Source organism: Kitasatospora sp. NPDC101157 (assembly GCF_044768255.1).
Taxonomy (GTDB): Bacteria; Actinomycetota; Actinomycetes; order Streptomycetales; family Streptomycetaceae; genus Kitasatospora.
In genome coordinates this window covers 404,996-426,746 of sequence record NZ_JBIWPL010000001.1, presented here as the reverse complement: position 1 = coordinate 426,746, position 21,751 = coordinate 404,996, and the positions used below count along the sequence as shown (strand labels likewise).

Below are 21,751 nucleotides of genomic sequence, written 5' to 3'. Positions count from 1 at the left end.
CGCGCCTCCCGACGGCGCTCGGCCCGCCGCCGGGGCGCCCGCGCTAGATCCCGTTCACGGGCCGGCGGGCTTCGGCGAGGATCTTCAGGACCTCGTCGACCTCGTCGGTGATGTGGAACAGTTCCAGGTCCTTCGCGGCCGCTTTGCCCTGCGCGACGAGGGTGTTCTTCAGCCACTCGTAGAGGCCGCCCCAGTAGGCGCTGCCGTAGAGGATCACCGGGAAGCGGGTGACCTTCTTCGTCTGCACCAGGGTGAGCGCCTCGAACAGCTCGTCCAGCGTGCCGAGTCCGCCGGGCAGGACGACGAAGCCCTGCGCGTACTTGACGAACATCGTCTTGCGGACGAAGAAGTAACGGAAGTTCAGCCCGAGGTCGACGAACTCGTTGAGGCCCTGTTCGAAGGGCAGCTCAATGCCGAGTCCGACACTGAGGCCGCCGGCCTCCGAGGCACCCCGGTTGGCGGCCTCCATCGCGCCCGGGCCGCCGCCGGTGATCACCGCGTAGCCGGCCTCGGCGAGGGCCCGGCCGATGGCGGTCCCGGCCTCGTACTCGGGGGAGCCGGCCGGGGTCCGGGCCGAGCCGAAGACGCTGATCGCGGGCGGGAGTTCGGCGAGGGCGCCGAAGCCCTCGACGAACTCGGAGGTGATCCGCAGCACCCGCCAGGGATCGGTGTGCAGCCAGTCGGTGGGGCCCGTGGTGTCCAGCAGGCGCTGGTCCGTGGTGCTGGTTCCGACCTGGTCCCGGCGCACCAGCACCGGGCCCTTCTGCTTCTCGGGCCAGGCCTTCTTCTTCCGCGGCACGCCGACCTGCTCGGGGCCGTGTCCGTAGTGCTTGTCGTCTCCTGTGCCTGTCATGACGAAACCCTACGCCCGCCCTCCCCCGTTTTCAGGCAACGGGGGAAGGTCGGTTGGGCAACCGGAAGGTGGAGTTCGACCGTCGGTTCGACCGGCCCCGAACGCCTTCGATTCAGCTGGTCAGCCAGGCGCGCAGCCGGTCCTCGGTCTCGGCGATGGCGGTCAGCGAGCAGTGCTCGTCCCGCTTGTGGGCGAAGTTCGGGTCACCGGGGCCGTAGTTGACCGCCGGGATGCCGAGGGCGCTGAACCGGGCGACGTCGGTCCAGCCGAACTTGGCGCGGGCCCGGCCGCCGGTGGCCGCCAGGAAGGCCTTGGCGGCGGGCTGGGAGAGGCCGGGGAGGGCGCCGGGGGCGAAGTCGGTGACGGTCAGCTCGAAGCCGTCGAAGACCTCGCGGACGTGCTTCTCCGCGTCGGCCTCGCTGCGGTCGGGCGCGTAGCGGAAGTTGACGGTGATCACGCACTCGTCCGGGATCACGTTGCCGGCCACGCCGCCGTCGATCCGCACCGCGTTGAGGCCCTCGCGGTACTCCAGGCCGTCGATCTCCACCCGGCGGGGCTCGTACGCCGCGAGCCGGGTGAGCACCTCGGCGGCGCGGTGGATGGCGTTGTCGCCGAGCCAGCTGCGGGCCGCGTGGGCGCGCACGCCGGTGAGTCGGATCTGCGCCCGCAGGGTGCCCTGGCAGCCGCCCTCGACCATGGCATCGCTGGGCTCCATCAGCACCGCGAAGTCGGCGGCCAGCCACTCCGGGCGGTCCTTGGCGAGGTGGCCGAGGCCGTTGCGGTGGGCCTCGACCTCCTCGCAGTCGTAGAAGACGTAGGTCAGGTCGCGGTTGGGCTCGGTCAGGGTGGCGGCGAGCCGCAGCGCGACGGCCACGCCGGACTTCATGTCCGAGGTGCCGCAGCCGTAGAGCAGGTCACCCTCGACGTACGACGGCAGGTTGTCGGCGATCGGTACGGTGTCCAGGTGCCCGGCCAGTACGACGCGCTCGGCGCGGCCCAGGTTCGTCCGGGCCACCACGTTGTTGCCGTAGCGGTCCACGGTCAGGTGCGGGTAGCCGCGCAGGGCGGCCTCGACGGCGTCGGCGAGCGCCTGCTCGTCGCCGCTCACCGAGGGGAAGTCGACGAGGCGGGCGGTCAGCGCGCCACCGTCGAGGGTCAGGTCCAGGGGCGTCGGGTTCGGGCTGCTCATGGCGTCAGCCTAGCCGTGCGGCCGTGTGCCCTGTGTGGTCGCGCTGTGACGGGGAACGCCCCCGGTTCGGCAACCGGAGTGCGCCGTACACCCGTCCGAGTGGGTACGGTGTCGGATCAAGACGGCGGGCGCGAGAGGGGCGAGGGTGGCCAGGAGAAGGCGCGGCGAGGAGCTGGGCGAGGAGCAGGGCGACGAAGCGGCGCCCCGCCGCCGCGGTCCGGTGCGCGCGCTGCTGCTCGTACTGGTCGGACTGCTCGGCCTGGCGATGGTCGCGGGTCTGGCCGTGGTCGGGATCTGGTGGTTCGGGTTCCGGCAGGGCGCCTCGGAGGAGTGCACGGTGAAGACCGCGGCGGGCAGCGGCACGCTGGAGCTGCCGCAGGCAGCCAACGCGGCCACGATCGCCGCGGTGGCGCGCTCGCGCGGGCTGCCGGACCGGGCGACCGCGATCTCGCTGGCGACCGCGATGCAGGAGTCCAAGCTGCGCAACCTCGCGGGCGGCGACCGGGACTCGATCGGCCTGTTCCAGCAGCGGCCCTCGATGGGCTGGGGCACTCCGGAGCAGATCGCGGACCCGGTGTACGCGACCAACAAGTTCCTGGACGGCCTGCTCAAGGTCCCGGGCTACACCCGGATGCCGCTGACCGACGCGGCCCAGGCCGTGCAGAAGAGCGGCTACCCGCAGGCGTACGCCAAGCACGAGACCAAGGCGACGCTGCTCACCTCGGCGCTGGCCGGCCGTGAGCCCGCCTCGTTCAGCTGCGTGGTGCACGACTACGCCAAGCCGGACCCGGCGGACTCGCCGTCGCCGACGGCGGGCGCCTCGGCGACCCCGGTCGCGCTGCCGGACCGCACCCAGGTGCTGTCGGACCGGGTGCGCCGGGAGTTCGGCCGGACCGTCACCCCCGCCACCGGCTACACCTCGACGATCAAGGGCGCCGAGAACGCCGTCGCGCTGACCCCGGACCCGGCCACCGCCGCGCTGACCTCCTCGGCGGACTCCGGGTCCGATGCCGGGGCGAGCGCCGAGCGGACCAGCGGCTGGGAGGTGGCCCACTGGGCGGTCGCCCAGGCGCAGCAGCTGGGCATCGCGACGGTCGCCTACGACGGGAAGATCTGGCGCAAGTCCGAGTCCGAGGACGGCTGGCAGACCCAGACCTCGGGCACGTCGACCAAGCTCGTCCAGGTCACCCTGGCGCCGTCCGGGAAGGGCTGACGCACAGTCGTTCGGGTTGCCGCCGGACGGGTGATTCCGGTCAACCCCGGTGGACCGACCGCCCGTTCCGGCGAACCCGGGTGGCGAACCGTCACTCCCCTTGTGCCGGGCCGGTTCGACGGTGCCCGGCGGGGCCCGGTGAGCACCCTCGCTGCGGTCGTACGATCCGATGATCGGTCGGACGCTTTCCCGCCCAGGCCGAAACCTTCCGGCTCCTCAAGCGGTAACAACATCGTCCGCCAGGTCCCGTCCGCGCTCGGATCGTCCACCCGGCGGACGGGACGGACCCAGACCCCTTCGAGGAGCCCCATGTCTCACCCCCTCACGCGCCGGATCGCCCAGGCCGCGCTCGTCGTGGCGGCCGGAGCGACCCCGCTGGTCGCGGCCGGCTCCGCGTCCGCCCTGGGCGGGGACGCCCTGCTTCCCAAGAGCGACCTCGCGGCGCCGCTGGGCCAGCTGACCAACACCGACACCGGTTCCACCCTGCAGCACACCACCCACCAGCTCGGCCAGGCGGCCGGCACCACCGGCGCGGCGACCGTCGCCGCGGGCGTGCCGGCCTCCGCCGACGCCGCGGGCAACATCGTCGCCCACCAGCTCCCCGAGGCGAACGAGAAGGCCAGCTCGCTGACCGCGCCGGTCGACCAGACCGCCGCCACCACCGGCCAGCTCTCCGCCGTCACCCCGAAGGTCGCCTCGACCCTGGCCGGCAAGCTCGGCGAGGCCGTCACCGGGAGGGGCATGGGCACCCGCAGCGCCACCGCCGGCACCGGCCCGGTCGCCGGGCTCCCCCAGACCGGCGCCCTCACCCAGGCCCTGCCCGGCGGCGACCGGCTCTCCAGCGCCGTCCCCGGCACCAACGCCGTCACCGACGCGCTGCCGACCAGCGCGGTGCAGCGCGCCCTGCCGCTCGGCCCGGTCGAGCACACGCTGCCCGGCGGCCTGCCCGCCACCGACGTGCTGGGCCTCGCGGAGCACGGCTCGGCCAACCGGCTCGGCGGCGCCGACCTCGGCCCGAACAACCCGCTGGCCGGCCTGACCGGCGCCCTCGGCCCGGTCGGCGGCCTGCTGAACGGCGTCAACGGCGGCAACCTCGGCGGCGGCCTGCCGCTGTAACCCTCCGGGTACGTCGAAGGGGCCGGCCCCTCGGGCACCGGCCCCTTCGACGCGTCGTCAGCGCGCCGCGGTCAACCGCTCCACGGCCGCGGCGACCCGCTCGTCGGTCGCGGTGAACGCGACCCGCACGAAGCGGTCGCCGGACGGCCCGTAGAAGTCACCGGGCGCCACCAGGATGCCCAGCGAGGCCAGTTCGGCCACGGTCTCCCAGCACGGGCGGTCCTGGGTCGCCCACAGGTACAGGCTCGCCTCGGAGTGCTCGATCCGGAAGCCGTACGCCTCCAGCGCCGCCCGCAGTGCCGAGCGCCGGGCCGCGTACCGCTCCCGCTGCTCGGCCACGTGGGCGTCGTCGGTCAGCGCCGCGATCGTCGCCGCCTGGACCGGCGCCGGCACGATCATGCCGCCGTGCTTGCGCAGCCCCAGCAGCTCCGCCACCACGACCGGGTCGCCCGCCACGAAGGAGGCGCGGTAGCCGGCCAGGTTGGAGCGCTTGGAGAGCGAGTGGACGGCCAGCAGGCCCTCGTGGTCGCCCCCGCAGACGTCCGGGTGCAGCACGGAGACCGGCTCGGCCTCCCAGCCCAGCTCGAAGTAGCACTCGTCGCTGACCAGCAGCACCCGGTGCTCCCGGGCCCATGCGACGGCGCGGCGCAGCTCGTCCGCGCCGAGCACCCGGCCGGTCGGGTTGGACGGCGAGTTCACCCAGAGCAGGCGCACCCGGGAGCCGTCCAGCTCGTCCACCGAGTCGTACTCGACCGGCTCGGCGCCGCACAGCCGTGCGCCCACCTCGTAGGTCGGGTAGGCCAGCCGGGGGTAGGCGACCTGGTCGCCGGGGCCGAGGCCGAGCTGGGTGGGCAGCGAGGCCACCAGCTCCTTGGAACCGACGGTCGGCAGGACGGCCCGGGGGCCGATCTCGGCACCGCAGCGGCGGTGCAGCCAGCCGGCGATCGCCTCGCGCAGCTCCAGCGGGCCCCAGACGGTCGGGTAGCCGGGGGTGTCGGTGTGGGCGGCCAGCGCCTTCTGGATCACCTCGGGGACCGGGTCGACGGGGGTGCCGACGGAGAAGTCGCAGAGGCCACCGGGGTGGGCGACGGCGGTGGCCTTGCAGGGCTCCAGCTTGTCCCAAGGGAAGACGGGCAGCCGGTCGGAAACGCGGCGCGCCGCCCCCGGGTGACCCGGGAACGGCGCGCGCGTGCTGTTCGTGCTCACAGCTCAGTAGCCACCGATCGTCAGTGGTCGGCGTTCTGCGGCGGCAGGGCCGCGATGAACGGGTGGTCCCGCTCGATCAGGCCGAGCTTCGAGGCGCCACCGGGCGAACCCAGGTCGTCGAAGAACTCGACGTTCGCCTTGTAGTAGTCCTTCCACTCCTCCGGAGTGTCGTCCTCGTAGAAGATCGCCTCGACCGGGCAGACCGGCTCGCAAGCGCCACAGTCGACACACTCATCCGGGTGGATGTAGAGGGAACGCTGGCCCTCGTAGATGCAGTCAACCGGGCACTCTTCGATGCACGCCTTGTCCTTCACGTCGACACAAGGCTGCGCGATGACGTAGGTCACGCTGTCGTTCCTCCTCGGAAGGGCCTGGCGGCCCGTTCTGTTCTGCTCGCGTGCGCGGTGAGCGCGGCGTCGTCGATGCCCGCCCCTAGTATCGCGGGTCGGGGACCGCAAATGCACAGGAGGTGGCCGGATCATGAGCCGAGACCCGCTGGAGAGCCGTCCAGAAGTCCGGATAGATCGCTCTGACGTGGGGCTTCGCGTGTCGGTACGGCGCCTCTCCGAGTTCGTGGACGACCGGCCGGTGTTCCGCGATGTGATCGGCGTTCTCACATCGTGGGACGACGAGGGCCTGGTGGTCGAGCCGCGCTCGGGCGGGCCGGTCGCCTTCCCGGAGAAGCTGCTGGTCGCGGGCAAGGTCGTGCCGCCGTTCCCGGCCCGGCGGGCGCCGCTGCCCGCCGCCACTCCGGTCGAGTTGCAGCGGATCGCCGCGCTGGGCTGGCCGGCCGTCGAGCAGGAGCCGCTCGGCGAGTGGACGTTGCGCGCCTCGGCCGGATTCACCCGGCGGGCCAACTCCGCCCAGGCGCTCGGCGACCCGGGACTGCCGCTGCCTCAGGCCCTGGCCGCCCTGCGGGCCTGGTACGCCGCGCGCGGACTGCCCGCCTACGTCGAGGTGATCACCCCCGGCTCGCCCGCGGACCTGCGCGCCGAACTCGACCGGCTGGGCGCCGGCTACGCACCCACCCTGGTGCTGACCGCGCCGCTGGCCGCGGCCGCCCGGGCCGGCGCCGGGCACGAGCGGGTCCGGCTCTCCCGGACGGCGGACGCCGACTGGATGTCGCTGTACCGCCGGGTGGGCACCGACCCGGCCGTGGAGCAGGCCGCCCGGCAGGTCCTGCACGGCGGCCCCTCGGTCTGGTTCGCCGCCGTCCCCGGCGCCGAGGGGCAGCCCCCGCTGGCGATCGGACGCTGCGTCGTGGACGGCCCGTGGGCCTGCTTCGGCGCGATCGAGGTCCAGCCGTACGCCCGGCGGGCCGGACTGGCGACGGCGGTCATGGCGGTGCTCGCCGCCCGCGCGGCGGAGGAGGGGGCGAGCGGCGCGTACCTGCAGGTCGAGGCGGAGAACGACGCTGCGATCGCGCTCTATGACGGACTCGGCTTCACGACCAGTCACACTTACCACTACGCGCTCCTCCCCCAGGAGTAGCCGCCCGACCGTTCCGCCCTGGTATGTCCGCTTGTCCGTCCGTCGTACGAAGGCCGCCGCCGTCACCGTGACCGAGCAGAGCAGAGACCGCTTCCGGACCGCCGCCCGCGCCGAGCAGCCCGACCCGGTGCTGCTCTGCCTGCTCGCCGCCGCCGAGCACGACCCCGTTCTCGACCCGGGCGATCCGGGCGAGCCGCCCGGCGTGGACGCCCTGCTGGCCGCCTGCTCGGCCGCCTTCGACCGGCACGCGACGGCCGTCCGGGTCGCCGTCGCCGAACGCTCGCCCTCCGGGCCGGAGGAGACCGCCGCCCTGCTCGCCGCCGTGCTCGGCGGGCGGGAGCGGTTCCACGGGCGCCAGTCCGACTACCGGCGGCTGGAGTCCTCGCTGCTGCCCGACGTGCTGCGGCGTCGGCGCGGACTGCCGATCACGCTCTCGCTGGTGTGGATGGAGGTCGGGCGGCGCGCCGGACTCACCGTCCACGGCATCGCGCTGCCCGGCCACTTCGTCGTCGCGGTCGGCGGCCCGGCCGGCGGCGAGGAGTACGTCCTCGCCGACCCCTTCCACGGCGGACGGCTGCTCGACCCGGCCGACGTCGAGCACCTGGTCGCCGCCGCCGGGCAGGACTTCACCCCCGCCCTGCTCACCCCGGCCCAGCCGCTGGACATCGTGCTGCGGGTGCTCGGCAACATCCGGGTCTGGGCCGCCGACCGGCCCGAGCACGCCCGCACCCAGCTGTGGGCCACCGAACTCGCCCTGCTGCTCCCGCGCCACCCGGCCCAGCTCCGGCTGGAACGGGCCGAACTCCTGGTGCGGATGGGCGACTTCCTCCGCGGCTCGGCGGAGATGGACTCCTACGCCCAGATCCTGGACGCCTTCGACCCGGACACCGCCGCCAAGGTCCGCCAGGAGGCCCGGGCGGCCCGCCACCGGCTCAACTGAGGGCCTGGGGACCCGAGGAGCCGCCAGGACCTGTCCGGCGGATCTTGCCGGGCACGGGCAGGTCCTAGAGCCAGCCCTTCTCGCGGGCGATCCGGACCGCCTCGGTGCGGTTGCGCGCCTCGGTCTTCTGGATCGCCATCGAGAGGTAGTTGCGGACCGTCCCCTCGGACAGGTGCAGCCGCCTGGCGATGTCCGCGTTCACCGCGCCGTCCGCGGCCGCGCCCAGCACGTCCCGCTCGCGCGCGGTCAGCGGGTTGGCGCCCTCGGCCAGCGCGGCAGCCGCCAGCGCCGGGTCGATCACCCGCTCCCCGCGCAGCACCCGGCGGATCGCCTCGGCCAGTTCGGACGCGGGCGCGTCCTTCACCAGGAAGGCGTCCGCCCCGGACTCCATCGCCCGGCGCAGGTAGCCGGGGCGCCCGAAGGTCGTCGCGATGACCACCCTCGTCCCGGGGGCTTGCCGGTGCAGCTCGGCGGCCGCCTCGATGCCCGTCATGCCCGGCATCTCGATGTCCAGCACGGCGACCTGCACGTCGTTCGCCAGCACCGCCGCCACCACCTCGTCCCCGCGGCCCACCTGCGCGACGACGTCGATGTCCCCCTCCAGCCCGAGCAGCGCCGCCAGCGCCTCCCGGACCATCCCCTGGTCCTCGGCGAGCAGCACGCGGATCGAGGGGCCGTTCTCTGCGTTACCCATGGCGACGACCTTAGAGGTGAGCGGACCTGACCCTCCGCCAGGGGCAGGAGCCGCCGCTCCGCCTCGGACGGCGGTCGAGCGGTCGAGTCGAGCGGTCGAGTCGAGCGGTCGAGCGGTCGGGTCAGGAGACGACCTTGGGTGGCTCGGCGGGCACCTGAGCCGTTCGCAGCGGGACGGAGGCCCGGAGGCGGAAGCCCTTGCCGCGTTCGCCCGGGCCGGTCTCCAGGCGGCCGCCGACCAGGGCGAGGCGCTCCTCCAGGCCCGAGAGGCCGTTGCCCGGCTGGGACTTGCCCGGTCCGCGCCCGTTGTCGGTGATCTCCAGGACGGCGTAGCGCTCGCCGCTGCCCTCCCAGGTCTCGTCCGCCGTCACCGTGCAGACGGTGGCGCCCTCGCCGTGCCGGACGATGTTGGTGACGGCCTCGCGCAGCGCCCAGGCCAGCGCGCCCGCCTCCTCGTTGGCCAGCGACGGCCAGGCGTCCACCAGCTCCGGCCCGGCCTCCAGCCGGACCTGCGCGGCGGACAGGGCGGTCCGGGCGGCGGCGAGCTCGACCGGCAGGGTGGGGCGGCGGAAGCCGGTCACGGCCTCCCGCACGTCGATCAGCGACTGCCGGGCGACCTGCTCGATGTCGGCGACCTGGGCCCGCGCCGCCTCGTCCTTGCCGGCGTCCATGAACCGCCCGGCCAGCTCGCTCTTCAGGGTGATCAGCGAGAGCGAGTGCCCGAGCAGGTCGTGCAGGTCGCGGGCGAGCCGCAGCCGCTCCTCGGAGGCGGCCAGGTGGGCCACCGCGGCCCGCGCCTCGCGCAGTTCCTTCATGGTGGCCACCAGCCGCTGCAGGCCGGTCATCGCGACGCCGGAGAGGAAGGCGCTGAGCGCGAAGGTGGAGATGTTGTCGTTCCCGGCGTGGATCAGCAGCCCGGTCGCGGCGGTCAGCGCGGCCATACCGATCAGCGCGCGCAGTGCGATCTTCGGCGGGGTGATGACCGCGAGGCACACCGAGGCGTAGATGAACATGGTCAGGAACGCGGGGCCGAGCTCGAACGAGGAGGCCACGGCGAGCACGATCATCGTCCCGACGACCACCTGGCAGGCCCGCGGCCTCATCCCCGCCTGCGAGCGGAAGATCACCAGCAGGACGTACGAGACCACGAAGACCGCCAGGCAGGCCCAGCCGAGCACCTGGCCGGTCGGGCTGTGGCCGCCGTTGACCAGGTCACCCGCCGGGTAGGCCAGGTAGGTCATCCACAGCAGCATCCAGGCGACCTTGACCAGCAGCTGCCGCCGGGTCTCCACCGGACCGCCCGGGACGTTCATGAACGACGCGCGCGCCGCACCCGCCTCCGGCTGCTCGTCGGACGGGTGGGTCTGGCGCGCGTCACTCATACGGATCATCATGCCTGTCGGGTGTCGCGCCGGTACAGCGCCGCGGCGGCGGTGGCGAACACCGCGAAGAAGGCGGCCAGACCGGCGACCGCGACCAGGTCCAGGGAGTGCCCGGGCTGGGTGAAGGTGGCCAGCTTGTTGTACAGGAACACCGGGTTGAACCGGGCGAACTTCTCCAGCGACCCGCTCACCGGGAACCAGGTGCCGCCGAGCAGCGCCATCGCCATGTAGGTGATCATCACGATCGGCTGCACCGCGTCCGGCGCCGCCGCGTAGCCGAGCGCCACCCCGAGCGCGGCGAAGACGAAGCTGCCCAGCCACAGCGCGGCCGCCAGCCCGATCCACTGCGGCACGCTCAGCGAGACGCCCTGGGTGGCACCGACCACGAAGACCACCAGGATCGCCGGCAGCGTGGTCACCGCCGTCGACGCGATCTTGCCGACGGTGTACGCCCGGCCGGGCAGCGCGGTCAGCCGCAGCTGCCGCACCCAGCCGCTCTTGCGCTCCAGCGAGATCCGCTGGGCGCTGCCGGAGAGCACCGCGCCGACCGCGCCGAAGGTGGCCATCGAGACCATGAAGTACGTCTTCACGGGCAGTCCGCCGGCCTGGTTGCCGGAGCCGTAGGCGTTGATGAAGAAGACGTACATCAGCGCCGGGTAGACGACGGTGAAGAACAGGTAGCGCCGGTTGCGGAGGGTCCGCAGGATCTCCAGCTTGATCAGGGTGGTCATCGCGCGCTCTCCTCCGCCAGGTCCTGCTTGTCCAGCTCGCCGGTGATGGTCAGGAAGGCCTGCTCCAGTCCGACCCCGGTGACCTCCAGGCCGCGCGGGTAGAGGCCCGCCCGGTAGATCCCGGCCACGCCCGCGTCGGCGTCGGCGGTCCTGATCCGCACCGTCCGCACGCCCGGGACGCGGGCGGTGACGTCCAGCGACTGCACGCCGGGCAGGGCGCGCAGCACGGCCTCGTCGAACCGGGTGGCGCCCGGGGAGAGGTCGGCGTCGTGGATCTCGAAGGCGATCCGGCGGGCCCCGGCCCGCGCCTTGATCTCCGCGGAGCTGCCGTCGGCGATCAGCCGGCCCCGGTGCAGCACCAGGACGCGGTCGGCGATCGAGTCGGCCTCCTCCAGGTAGTGGGTGGCGAACAGGACCGTGCGGCCGGCGTCGGCCTGGGCGCGCATGCTCGCCCAGAACCCCTGCCGGACGCTGACGTCCATGCCGGTGGTGGGCTCGTCCAGCACGATCAGGTCGCTGTCGCCGGCGATCGCCAGGGCGAAGCGGACCCGCTGCTCCTGGCCGCCGGACAGCTTGTCCACCCGGCGTTCGGCGATCTCGGTGATCCCGGCGTCGGTCAGCACCCCCGTGACCGACCGACCGCGCGGGTGCACCTTGCAGGCGAGCTCGACCAGCTCGCGGACCTTCACGTCGGTCATCAGCCCGCCGCTCTGCAGCATCGCGCCGACCCGCCCGTCCGCGATCGCCGCCCGCGGGGTGCCGCCGAACAGCGTGACGCTGCCCCGGTCGGGCTCGCGCAGGCCGAGCAGCAGGTCCAGGCTGGTGGACTTCCCGGCGCCGTTCGGGCCGAGCAGGGCGACGGTCTCGCCCGGCCGCAGCACCAGGTCCAGGCCGTCCACGGCGCGCACCCGCCCGTAGCTCTTGCCGACGCCGCGGAAGGCGGCCACCTCGGAAGCCATCGCCCGGCTCCTCTCCTCTGACGGTTGTCGCGTGCGGTCCCGTCCGCACCACCTCAGAGTCCCGCGCGGGCCGCGGCCGGCGGCAGTGTCGGCCGTCGTGCCTTCGGTATGACGGATGTCATGCCGGCGGCCGGCACCCCCGCCCGTGGGGGGGTACCGGCCGCCGGGCGCGCCGGGCAGGAGGCTCCTACAGGCCCAGCGAGCGCTTCACGAAGTCGACCTGGAGCAGCAGCAGGTTCTCCGCGACCTCCTCCTGCGGGGTCATGTGGGTGACGCCGGACAGCGGCAGCACGGTGTGCGGGCGCCCGGCGGCCAGCAGGGCGGAGGAGAGCCGCAGCGTGTGGGCGGCCACCACGTTGTCGTCCGCGAGGCCGTGGATGATCATCAGCGGGCGCTCCAGCCCGGGCGCGTAGCCGGTCAGCGAGTTGGCCTCGTACACCTCGGGCCGCTCGGCCGGGTGGCCCAGGTAGCGCTCGGTGTAGTGGGTGTCGTACAGCTCCCACTCGGTCACCGGTGCCCCGGCCACCGCCGCGTGGAACACGTCGGGGCGGCGCAGCACGGCGAGTGCGGCGAGGTAGCCGCCGTACGACCAGCCGCGGATGGCGACCCGGTCGAGGTCCAGGGGGAACTCCTCGGCGAGCGCCCGCAGCGCCTCCACCTGGTCGTCCAGGGTGGCCCCGGCGAAGTCGAAGGCGATGGACTTCTCCCAGGCCGGCCCGCGCCCGGGGGTGCCGCGCCCGTCGGCGACGACCACCGCGAAGCCCTGGTCGGCGAACCACTGCGAGTTGAGGTGCGGGTTGTGCGCCTGGACGACGCGCTGGCCGTGCGGGCCGCCGTACGGGTCCATCAGGACGGGCAGCAGGCCGTCTCGCTCGCGGTCGTAGCCGGTGGGCAGGAAGACCGCGGAGGGGATACGGCGCTCGCCCGCGAAGCGGAAGACCGGGCGGGCGGTGATGACCGGGGTGTCGGCGTACGAGGCGATGGTGGCGACGTCGTCGACCACCACGCCCTCCGGCAGGTCGCGGGCGACCTGCACCAGGGTGCCGGGCAGGTCGGGCTCGGCGGTGGCCCGGACGGTGATGCCGCCGGCGTGCACCGCGCTGGTGACGGAGGTGAACGGACGGCCGTTGGCGGACTCCCAGGCCAGCTGCTTGCCGTCGTGGCTGATCCGGCCGACGGCGATCCAGCCGGGCTCGGGGTCGGTCTCCCCGGCGCCGCCGGAGGCACTGAAGAACACCTCCCGCTCGGTGACCGCGACGACCGAGCGCACGTGCAGGTCGGCTCCGGTGACGGCCCGGTCGCCGACCACCAGGGCGCGCACCCCTCCCTCGTCGGAGATCCGCACCAGCTTGCCGTCCGGGGTCCAGGCCGGCACGCCGGGGAAGGCCTCCAGCCAGGCCTCGTCGCGCTCCTCGAACAGCACCTCGGTGCCGCCGGTGGCCGTGTCCAGGCCGAGCACCTGCTGGGCCCGCTGGTCGCGGGACTGGACCAGCAGCAGCGGCACGCCACCCTTGGACCAGTGCACCCGGGCCAGGTACGGGAAGGCCTCGTGGTCCCAGGAGACCTCGGTGCGCCCGCCGTTCAGGTCGATCAGCCAGAGGCCGACCTCGGCGTTGGCGGTGCCGGCGGCCGGGTAGGCGACCTCGGCGGGCTCGCGGTCCGGGTTGGCCGGGTCGGCGATCCACCAGCGGCGCACCGGGCTGTCGTCGGCGCGCTCGACCAGCAGCCGCTCTCCGTCCGGGGACCACCAGAAGCCGCGGTCGCGGTCGATCTCCTCCTGGGCGATGAACTCGGCCTGCCCCCAGGTGACACCGGGGCCGTCCGGCTCGGCGAGCGCCCGGTCGTCGGTGCCGTCGGTACGGGTCAGCCGCAGTTCGCCGGCGGTGTTGGCGTAGGCGACGCGGGTGCCGTCCGGGGAGAGCCGCGGGTCCAGCAGCGGGCCCCGGGCGGGGAGTTCGCGGGCGTCGCCGGTGAGCAGGTCGGCGGTGAACAGCCGGCCGGACAGCGCGAAGGCGGCCAGCCGGCCCTCCGCGTCGAGGGCGTAGCCGACGATGCCGGCCGAGCCCTCCCGGCTGCGCTCGCGGCGGGCCCTCTCGGCCGGGGAGAGGTCCTCCTCGCCGCCGCCGAGCAGGACGGCCGGGTCGGCGGCGATCCGCTCCTCGCCGGTGGCGGTGTCGAGGGTCCAGAGCAGGTTGGCCCGGTCGCCGCCGGAGCGCGAGCGGAGGAAGACGACCCGCGAGCCGTCCGGTGCGACGGAGAAGGAGCGGGGGGCGCCGACCGTGTAGCGCAGGGTCCGCGCGTACTGCCGGGGGAAGGTGTCCGCAGGGGTGTGGGAGGTCATGGCACCAGACCCTACGACGGTGGACTCCGACTGCCGGGTGACTGACGATCACTCGTTCGGAGCATCGTCTCCAGGTACACCCCAAAGGGCCCCATACCGCCTCCGACCGGCCCGTGCGCCCCTCCGGGGCCCCGGGACCCCGGCACGCGGGGACTCACTGAATGTAATGCTCCCCTTACCCATCGGGTAAGACTGGTCGAGCGAGTGATCGTCGGCCCCGTCCCGGGCCCCGGTCACCCGACCCCGGTTCCCGTTCGCTCCCACCGCCGCTCACCCCAAGGGGCGGCGCCCGAGAAGGGGTATGAGCCGACATGGCCATGAACATCTCCGCAGCCGTGCTGATGCTCGTCATCGTGGTGGTGATGATCCGCCGCTCCGGCCTCAAGCTCTCGCACGCCATCGTCAGCGCACTGCTGGGCTTCTACCTGGCCTCCAGCTCGATCGCCCCGTCGATCAGCCAGGTCACCAGCAACCTCGCCGGGATGATCAACGGCCTGAAGCTCTGACGCCCCGGCCGCGGTCGTTAGGCTTCCTCCCATGACCGCGACTACCGGCCGCCGCCTCCTCCTGGTGCACGCCCACCCCGACGACGAGTCGATCGGCAACGGCGCCACCATGGCCCGGTACGCCGCCGAGGGTGCCCTGGTCACGCTGGTGACCTGCACCCTCGGCGAGGGCGGCGAGGTGATCCCGCCCGAGCTGGCCCACCTGACGGCCGATCGGGACGACACCCTCGGCGCGCACCGGATCGGCGAGCTGACCGAGGCGATGCGCGCCCTCGGCGTCACCGACTTCCGCTTCCTCGGCGGCCCCGGGCGCTACCGCGACTCCGGGATGATGGGCGTGCCCGACAACGACGCCCCCGGCTGCTTCTGGCGGGCCGACGTGGACGAGGCGGCGGACCACCTGGTCGCGGTGGTCCGCGAGGTGCGGCCGCAGGTGCTGGTCACGTACGACGAGAACGGCGGCTACGGGCACCCGGACCACATCCAGGCGCACCGGGTCGCGATGCGCGCGTACGAGCTGGCCGCCGACCCGGCGCACCGTCCGGAGCTGGGCGCCCCCTGGCGGATCGCCAAGGTGTACTGGAACCGGATGCCGCGTTCGGTGCTCGACGCCGGGCTGGCCGCGACCGCCGCCGCGGCGGCCTTCCCGGGCACCGCCCAACCCGCCGACGTGCCGGGGGTGGTGGCCGACGAGGTGGTCACCACCGTGGTGGACGGCACCGCCCACGCCGGGCGCAAGGCCGCCGCGATGGCCGCGCACGCCACCCAGATCACCGTGGACGGCTCCTCCTTCGCGCTGTCCAACCACCTCGGCCAGCCGCTGTTCGCCACCGAGTACTACCAGCTGGTGCACGGCCAGGCCGGACCGGAGCGCCCCGAACGCGACCTGTTCGCGGGCCTCGACACCACCGACCCGACTCCCAGCGAGGGGAACGCCCGATGACCGCGCCCGCCGCCAAGCCGAAGCGCCGTTCGATCGCGGTGACCGCCCTCGGCACCCGCGAGCAGCGCCTGGCCGAGCCCCAACCCCCGCGCGCCGCCCGGATCGCGGCGTATGTCCTGTTCTTCCTGCTGGGCATCGTGGTGTCCGTCTGCGGATCCTTTGTGCAGGCCCTGTGGCCGCCCGTGGGAGTTCTGCTGGCGCTCGCCGCCACCGCCGCGACCTTCTACGCGGGCCTGCGGGTCACCGGCACCCGGCTGGGCGCCGCGCTGCCCGCGGCCGGCTGGTTCCTGGCGATGCTGCTGCTGATGGTGCCCCGGCCGGAGGGCGACAACGTGCTGTGGTCCAACGCCACCTCGCTGGCCTGGCTGTTCCTCGGCTCGATCCTGGGGGTGATCTGCGCCACCCTGCCCACCCGCACCAGCTGGTTCCCCGGGGTGCCCAACCCCCCTCGCTGACCCCGGTGGGCAGCCGCGTACGGTAGCGCACACAACGCGCAGTCAGGACCACTCCGCCGTACTCTCATACCGGAGGAACCGGACGTATCAGGATCTGTCCGAAGCCGTTCACCGCTCAGTTCTTCCCAGTATGGTGGTCCCGCAGTACGTCGTACCCGACCGCCGTTTGCCCCAGGCCCGGCGACCACGAACCGCGGTCGCGCCGCACGGCCCGCCCGCGAACCCGGAGCAGAGCAGCATTGAGCAGCCGCGAATCTGACAACGCCAACCCGACGCCCCGGCGCACGGGTCCGGACGCCTACCCGTCGGGCACGCCGCCCTACGGCACCCCGGGCCTCCCCGGCGGCGACCGGGCCGGCGCCGACGCCGGGTCGGGCGGCGAGGACGACGGTCCGAAGACCGAGACCACCCTGACCACCCGGGTCCGGATCAACATCCCCGGCTCGCGCCCGATCCCGCCGGTCGTCGTCCGCAGCACCGTCAAGAACGAGACTGCCAGGACCGACCAGGGCCCGGCCGAGCAGGCGCCCGCCGAGCCGGGCGGCTCCCGGCACCGCTCCGCGGCCGCCTCGCCCGTCCTCGGCGTGATGGAGGGCGGCCGCTCGGCCACCCCGCCGGACCTGCCGCCGGAGTGGCAGATCCCGCCGATCCCGCCGGCCACCTCGGAGTCCGAGTCCACCGGTGCCTGGTTCCGGCCGCGGCAGAAGAAGGCCCCGGCCGCCGAGCCCGCCCCGGCCGCGGTGCCGGCCGGCGCCCCGAGCGCGCCGGAGGCCGCGGCCGTGCCCGGCAGCGCCGCCGAGGCCCGTCCGCAGGCCGCCCCGAACGGCGCCCGCCCGGCAGCGGCCGGCGGCGCGGCCCGCCCCAACGGCCGTCCGGTGCCCGCCCAGGGCAAGGCGCCCAATCCGGGCGGCGCGCCCTCCCCGGGTTCGCCGTACGGCGCCGGGAACCCGGGCGAGGAGCCCGGGGTGTACGAGGCCGCCGACCCGTTCGCACCGGCTGCGGACCCGTTCGCGCCGGCTGCCGACCCGTTCGCCTCGGCCGGCCCCGGCACCGGTGCCCGCGGTCCGCGCGGCAACCGCCCGCAGCGGCAGGCGCCGCAGCAGGGCGCGCCCCGTACCAACGGCGCCCGCCCGAACGGCGCCCGCCCGAACGGCCCGCAGCAGGGCGGGCTCCCGGCCGACTCCCAGGCCGGGTCGAACCCGGAGGACACCTCGGTGGACGGCTTCGCGCCGATCCGCGAGAACACCCCGCCGCCGGCCGCCATACCCGGCGCGCCCCGCAACGGCGCCCCCCTCGGCACCGACGACCGTCCGCAGCCGGGCCTGTTCGCCTCGGCCCCGACCGGTGCCGACCCGTTCGCCACCCAGCGCCCGGGCCCCCAGCGCCCGGCCGCCGCCGGTCAGGACCCCTTCGCCACCCCGGCGGCCCCCGGCGGGCTCTTCCCGGGCGCGCCCCAGCCCGCCCCGCAGCCGGGCCCGCAGCCCGTCGCCGGCGGGCCCCGGCAGGCCGGCCGTGACCCCGAGGCCACCGAGGTCACCCCGCTGCCGACGCCTCCCGGCCCCGGCTCCCAGCCAGCTCCCGGCGCCCCGGGTGCCCCGGGCGTCCCCGGCGGTCCCGCCGCCCAGTCCGTCCCCGGGCCCGTTCCCGCGCCCGGCCCGGCCCCCGCGAAGGCGAAGACCGAGCCCGCCGCCCCGGCCAAGGCCAAGCGCGGCGGCGCCAAGAAGCTCGTCAAGCTGGGCGTCTACGCCTTCGGCGGCGTGCTGTTCCTCGGCGCCGCCGCGTACGGCACCGGCCTGATGCTCAACCAGTCGGACGTCCCCAAGGGCACCGTGGTGCTCGGCACGGACATCGGCGGCAACAGCCGCGACCAGGCGATCCACGCCCTGGACGCGTCGGTCGGCAAGGCCGGGCAGCAGCCGCTGAAGCTGAAGATCGGTGACCAGACGGTCGACCTCGACCCGACGGTCGCCGGGCTGACCTTCGACACCACGGCCACCGTGGACGGCCTCGCCGCGCACGACTACAACCCGGTCGCCGTGATCAAGTCGATCCAGGGCGGCACCAAGGCCGTCGCCCCGGAGGTCCGGGTCGACCGCGCCAAGCTCAAGGCCGCGCTGGACTCCCTGGCGGCCGGCTCGGGCCAGGGCCTCCAGGAGGGCTACGTCAAGTTCGCCGACAACGGCGACCCGGTCGTCGTCCCCGGCAAGGCCGGCCAGGCGGTCGACTCCAACGCCGCCCTGGACGTGGTCGAGCAGGCCTACCGGGACCGCGCCGCGGGCAAGCCCGACCAGCCGATCGCGCTCGCCGTCACGGCCGCCCAGCCGAAGGTCTCCACCCAGGCCCTGCAGGCCGCCGCGGACAGCCTCGGCAAGCAGGTGACCAGCGGGAAGATCCACATCGTGGCCGGCGCCAAGTCCTGGGACTTCGGCCCGAAGACCGCCGCCAAGGCGCTCACGCTGGCCCCGGACGCCTCCGGCAAGATCGCGCCCAAGTGGGACCTCGACGTGCTGGGCTCCCAGCTGAACGGCCTGTTCGACAAGGTGAAGGTCAAGAAGAACGGCCAGGCCTCGACGATCACCACGCAGGACGTCGCGGACGCCGTCGGCTCGCTCTTCGACAAGACCGGCGACAAGGACCGCACCTACAAGTTCACCGTGGCCTGACGAACCGGGCGCGAACGAGGGGGCGGGCCCCGCACCGAACGGATGCGGCGGTCCCGCCCCCTCGACAACTCCCCCTCCCGGTCAGCAAGATGTGACGCCACACCATCCGCCACAGTCACCCCGGGAGCCACGCCGATGGGCCGCCGCCTCCAGCACCACCGGACGGCGCTGCTCGCCGGTCTCACCGTCCTGACGCTCTCCCTCGCGCTCTGCTCCTGCGCCTCCGGTCAGGACGGCGCCGCCTCGGACGCGCTGCCGAGCGCCGCCGCCGGGGTGCCCAAGCTCACCTCGGTCGACATCAACGCCCACGACCGCGGCCAGCTGCGCCAGGGCGGCACCCTGAACCTGGCGATCGCCCAGTTCTCCCACCAGTGGTCGCCGATCCACACCGACGGCACCGAGTCCTCCACCGTCGCGGTCAGCAAGCCGCTGCTGCCCACCTTCTTCCGCTCGGACGCGGCCGGCACCCAGACCGTCAACCCGGCCTACCTCCAGGAGGCCCACGCCGAGGTCAGGGACGGCCACCAGGTGGTCACCTGGACGCTCAACCCGAAGGCCCACTGGTCCGACGGCACCCCGATCACCTGGCGCGACATCGAGGCCAACTGGCGTGCCCTGAACGGCAAGGACCCGGCCTACCGGCCGTCCAGCACCTCCGGTTTCGAGCAGGTCACCTCGGTCGAGCGCGGCAAGGACGACTTCCAGGCCGTGATGACCTTCGACCGGCCGTTCTCCGAGTGGCAGTCGATGTTCAACGGCGCCGCCAACGCCCCGCTGCTGCCCGCGAGCAAGGTCTCCACCCCGGACCTGTTCAACACCGCCTACCTGGACGCGATCCCGCTCACCGCGGGCCCGTTCAAGGTCGAGCGGCTGGACCCGGCCGCGCAGACCGTCACCCTGGTCGCCGACCCGACCTGGTGGGGCGACAAGCCGATGCTGGACCGGATCGTCTTCCGCGCCATGCTGCCGGACCAGATGGGCGCCGCCTTCGCCAAGGGCCGGATCGACCTCTTCAACAACGGCCCCGACCTGGCCGGCTACCAGGTCATCAAGAGCACCAAGGGCGCGGCCGTCCGCCGGGCCGGCGGGCCGGACTTCCGGCAGCTCACCCTGAACGCCCGCAGCCCGCTGCTCAACGACGCGACCGTCCGCCAGGCCGTGTTCCAGGCGATCGACCGGGACGCCCTGATCCGCGCCGACCTCAACGGCCTGGACTGGCCCGCCGTCCCCCTCAACAACCACCTGCTGGTCGCCAACCAGAACGGCTACCGCGACAACTCCCTCGGCCTGTCCCGCTTCGACCCGGCCGAGGCCGCCCGCAAGCTGGACTCGGCCGGCTGGAAGCTCGACGGCGACGTGCGGAAGAAGGACGGCCGGGAGCTGAACCTGCGGATGGTCGTCCCAGCGGGCGTCGCCGTGGCCCAGGGCGAGACGGCCTCCGTCTCCAAGATGCTCAAGGACGTCGGCGTCAAGGTCACCCCGGTGACGGCCGCCCCCAACGAGTTCTTCGACAGGTACGTCAACCACAACGACTTCGACATCGCCGTCTACGCCCTGCTCGGCACCCCGTTCCCGGCCAGCGGCAGCCGCGCCTCGTACGCCCAGAACAGCGCCACCAACCGCGCCGGCGCGGGCAGCGCGGCGGTGGACGCCGCACTCGACCGGGCGGGCGCCGCGCCGGACGCCGGCTCCGCCTCCGAGGCGATCAACCAGGCCGACGCCGAACTCTGGAAGCTGGCCGGCGTGCTGCCGCTCTACCAGCGCCCGCAGCTGTACGGCGCGCGCGCCGACCTCGCCAACATCGGCGCCCAGGGCCTGTCCGACATCGTCTGGGAGAACGTGGGCTTCACCAAGTAGGCGCCCGGGCACGGCCGCTGGGCGGGTCCGACACGCCTAGCCGTGCAGGGTCTCCCGCCAGTAGTGGCAGGCGCTGCGGCGGCCCGGCAGTTCGGCGCCCTCCTCGTCCGCCACCGGTACCAGCGGCGGGAGTTCGGTCCGGCAGACGTCCTGCGCCCGGTCGCAGCGGGGGTTGAACGCGCACCCCCCGGGGATGCGCAGCAGGTTGGGCGGCAGGCCCTTGATGGCGTGCAGGTCCTGGCCCTTCTGGTCCAGCCGTGGGATGGAGTCCAGCAGACCGCGGGTGTACGGGTGGGCCGGGCGCGCGTAGAGCTCGTGCACCGGGGCGGTCTCGACGATCCGGCCCGCGTACATCACCGCGATCTTGTCCGCGACGTCGGCGACCACACCGAGGTCGTGGGTGATCAGGATGAGCCCCATGTTGAACTCGGCCTGGAGCTCGGCCAGCAGGTCCATCACCTGGGCCTGGACGGTCACGTCCAGCGCGGTGGTCGGCTCGTCCGCGATGATCAGGTCCGGCTCCAGGGCCAGCGCCATGGCGATCATGATGCGCTGGCGCATCCCCCCGGAGAACTGGTGCGGGAAGTCGCCGACGCGCTGCCTGGCCGCCGGGATGCGCACCCGCTCCATCAGCTCCACGGCCCGCTGCCTGGCCTCCGCCCGGGAGAGACCGTGGTGGACCCGGAACATCTCGCCGAGCTGGTAGCCCACGCTGAGCACCGGGTTGAGCGCGGACAGCGCGTCCTGGAAGATCATCGCGATCCTCCGGCCGCGGACCGTCCGCCGCAGCTTGGGGCTCATGGTCAGCAGGTCCTCGCCGCGGAACAGGATCCGTCCGGCGGTGATCTTCCCGGGCGGCGTGTCCAGGATGCCCATGACCGCCTGCGCGGTCACCGACTTCCCGGAGCCGGACTCGCCCAGCACCGCCAGCGTCTCCCCCGCCGCCACCGAGTAGCTCACTCCGTTGACGGCCTTGGCGACGCCGTCCTGGGTGTGGAACTCGATGTGCAGGTCCTCGACCTCCAGCAGCGGGGTCCCGGGCACCAGGTTCTCCCGACCGCCGCCGGTCACCTCCACCATGTCCATCCGGGCAGCCCTCCTCGGCACAGCGGCGAGCATCGACAGGCGCAGTGCAACTATCAAGGAACTGCGTGCACTTGGGGAGTGCGCGGGAGATCTCGGTTCCATCACGGCGAAGGGCGCGCCCCGCGGG

General features: G+C 73.9%; 19 protein-coding genes. 9 read left to right on the top strand and 10 right to left on the bottom strand.

The window, feature by feature from the left end:
* Positions 1–43: 43 nt before the first annotated feature.
* Together ACIRVF_RS01915 and dapE are read right to left on the bottom strand one after the other, a co-directional pair.
* A complete protein-coding gene (locus tag ACIRVF_RS01915; RefSeq protein WP_402812308.1) occupies positions 44–853 on the bottom strand; it encodes a TIGR00730 family Rossman fold protein in 810 nt (269 codons plus the stop codon).
* 112 nt (positions 854–965) lie between these two features.
* The gene (dapE, locus tag ACIRVF_RS01910; protein ID WP_402812305.1) at positions 966–2,042 is read right to left on the bottom strand and encodes a succinyl-diaminopimelate desuccinylase; all 1,077 of its coding nucleotides are present in this window, start codon (positions 2,040–2,042) and stop codon (positions 966–968) included.
* Positions 2,043–2,187: 145 nt separating this feature from the next.
* Between dapE and ACIRVF_RS01905 the strand changes: the two genes are divergently transcribed.
* Together ACIRVF_RS01905 and ACIRVF_RS01900 are read left to right on the top strand one after the other, a co-directional pair.
* Positions 2,188–3,255 (top strand): hypothetical protein, encoded by a 1,068-nt coding sequence (locus ACIRVF_RS01905; RefSeq protein ID WP_402812302.1) that lies wholly within the window; start codon positions 2,188–2,190, stop codon positions 3,253–3,255.
* 309 nt (positions 3,256–3,564) lie between these two features.
* Positions 3,565–4,371, top strand: coding sequence for a hypothetical protein (locus ACIRVF_RS01900; protein WP_402812299.1), 807 nt, complete (start codon positions 3,565–3,567; stop codon positions 4,369–4,371).
* A gap of 57 nt (positions 4,372–4,428) precedes the next feature.
* Here the strand turns inward: ACIRVF_RS01900 and dapC are convergent, their stop codons facing one another.
* Positions 4,429–5,577, bottom strand: coding sequence for a succinyldiaminopimelate transaminase (dapC, locus tag ACIRVF_RS01895; protein ID WP_402812297.1), 1,149 nt, complete (start codon positions 5,575–5,577; stop codon positions 4,429–4,431).
* Between the two features lie 20 nt (positions 5,578–5,597).
* Entirely contained in the window at positions 5,598–5,924 is a 327-nt protein-coding gene (gene fdxA / locus ACIRVF_RS01890; RefSeq protein ID WP_030287402.1) for a ferredoxin, read from the bottom strand.
* Positions 5,925–6,057: 133 nt separating this feature from the next.
* On the opposite strand from fdxA, the gene ACIRVF_RS01885 reads away from it, so the two are divergent.
* Both ACIRVF_RS01885 and ACIRVF_RS01880 read left to right on the top strand, forming a co-directional pair.
* Positions 6,058–7,068, top strand: coding sequence for a GNAT family N-acetyltransferase (locus ACIRVF_RS01885; protein ID WP_402812294.1), 1,011 nt, complete (start codon positions 6,058–6,060; stop codon positions 7,066–7,068).
* 31 nt (positions 7,069–7,099) lie between these two features.
* On the top strand, positions 7,100–8,008 hold the full coding sequence (locus tag ACIRVF_RS01880; RefSeq protein WP_402812291.1) for a SirB1 family protein: 909 nt from the start codon (positions 7,100–7,102) through the stop codon (positions 8,006–8,008).
* A 64-nt stretch (positions 8,009–8,072) separates the two neighbouring features.
* Here the strand turns inward: ACIRVF_RS01880 and ACIRVF_RS01875 are convergent, their stop codons facing one another.
* The 5 genes from ACIRVF_RS01875 to ACIRVF_RS01855 form a co-directional block, all read right to left on the bottom strand.
* Positions 8,073–8,702, bottom strand: a complete 630-nt coding sequence (locus tag ACIRVF_RS01875) for a response regulator (RefSeq protein WP_380412212.1) — start codon at positions 8,700–8,702, stop codon at positions 8,073–8,075.
* A gap of 121 nt (positions 8,703–8,823) precedes the next feature.
* Positions 8,824–10,083: a sensor histidine kinase gene (locus ACIRVF_RS01870; RefSeq protein WP_402812288.1), complete on the bottom strand. Its 1,260-nt coding sequence runs from the start codon at positions 10,081–10,083 to the stop codon at positions 8,824–8,826.
* A gap of 8 nt (positions 10,084–10,091) precedes the next feature.
* Positions 10,092–10,814: an ABC transporter permease gene (locus ACIRVF_RS01865; protein ID WP_402812286.1), complete on the bottom strand. Its 723-nt coding sequence runs from the start codon at positions 10,812–10,814 to the stop codon at positions 10,092–10,094.
* Positions 10,811–11,773, bottom strand: coding sequence for an ABC transporter ATP-binding protein (locus ACIRVF_RS01860; protein WP_402812283.1), 963 nt, complete (start codon positions 11,771–11,773; stop codon positions 10,811–10,813). Before ACIRVF_RS01860 ends, ACIRVF_RS01865 begins: the two co-directional genes overlap by 4 nt.
* A 187-nt stretch (positions 11,774–11,960) precedes the next feature.
* Positions 11,961–14,114 carry a prolyl oligopeptidase family serine peptidase gene (locus tag ACIRVF_RS01855; protein ID WP_402812281.1) on the bottom strand — a complete coding sequence of 718 codons (2,154 nt, stop codon included), beginning with the start codon at positions 14,112–14,114 and terminating at the stop codon, positions 11,961–11,963.
* A gap of 311 nt (positions 14,115–14,425) precedes the next feature.
* Between ACIRVF_RS01855 and ACIRVF_RS01850 the strand changes: the two genes are divergently transcribed.
* From ACIRVF_RS01850 to ACIRVF_RS01830, 5 genes are all read left to right on the top strand, one after another.
* Entirely contained in the window at positions 14,426–14,620 is a 195-nt protein-coding gene (locus ACIRVF_RS01850) for a DUF2304 family protein (protein ID WP_402812278.1), read from the top strand.
* 31 nt (positions 14,621–14,651) lie between these two features.
* Positions 14,652–15,563, top strand: a complete 912-nt coding sequence (gene mshB, locus ACIRVF_RS01845; RefSeq protein ID WP_402812275.1) for an N-acetyl-1-D-myo-inositol-2-amino-2-deoxy-alpha-D-glucopyranoside deacetylase — start codon at positions 14,652–14,654, stop codon at positions 15,561–15,563.
* Positions 15,560–16,018, top strand: a complete 459-nt coding sequence (locus tag ACIRVF_RS01840; protein ID WP_402812273.1) for a DUF6113 family protein — start codon at positions 15,560–15,562, stop codon at positions 16,016–16,018. Before mshB ends, ACIRVF_RS01840 begins: the two co-directional genes overlap by 4 nt.
* A 239-nt stretch (positions 16,019–16,257) precedes the next feature.
* A complete protein-coding gene (locus ACIRVF_RS01835) occupies positions 16,258–18,681 on the top strand; it encodes a peptidoglycan binding domain-containing protein (protein WP_402812271.1) in 2,424 nt (807 codons plus the stop codon).
* Between the two features lie 135 nt (positions 18,682–18,816).
* On the top strand, positions 18,817–20,538 hold the full coding sequence (locus ACIRVF_RS01830) for an ABC transporter family substrate-binding protein (RefSeq protein WP_402812269.1): 1,722 nt from the start codon (positions 18,817–18,819) through the stop codon (positions 20,536–20,538).
* Positions 20,539–20,574: 36 nt separating this feature from the next.
* Here the strand turns inward: ACIRVF_RS01830 and ACIRVF_RS01825 are convergent, their stop codons facing one another.
* Positions 20,575–21,624 carry an ABC transporter ATP-binding protein gene (locus ACIRVF_RS01825; RefSeq protein WP_402812266.1) on the bottom strand — a complete coding sequence of 350 codons (1,050 nt, stop codon included), beginning with the start codon at positions 21,622–21,624 and terminating at the stop codon, positions 20,575–20,577.
* Positions 21,625–21,751: the final 127 nt, after the last annotated feature.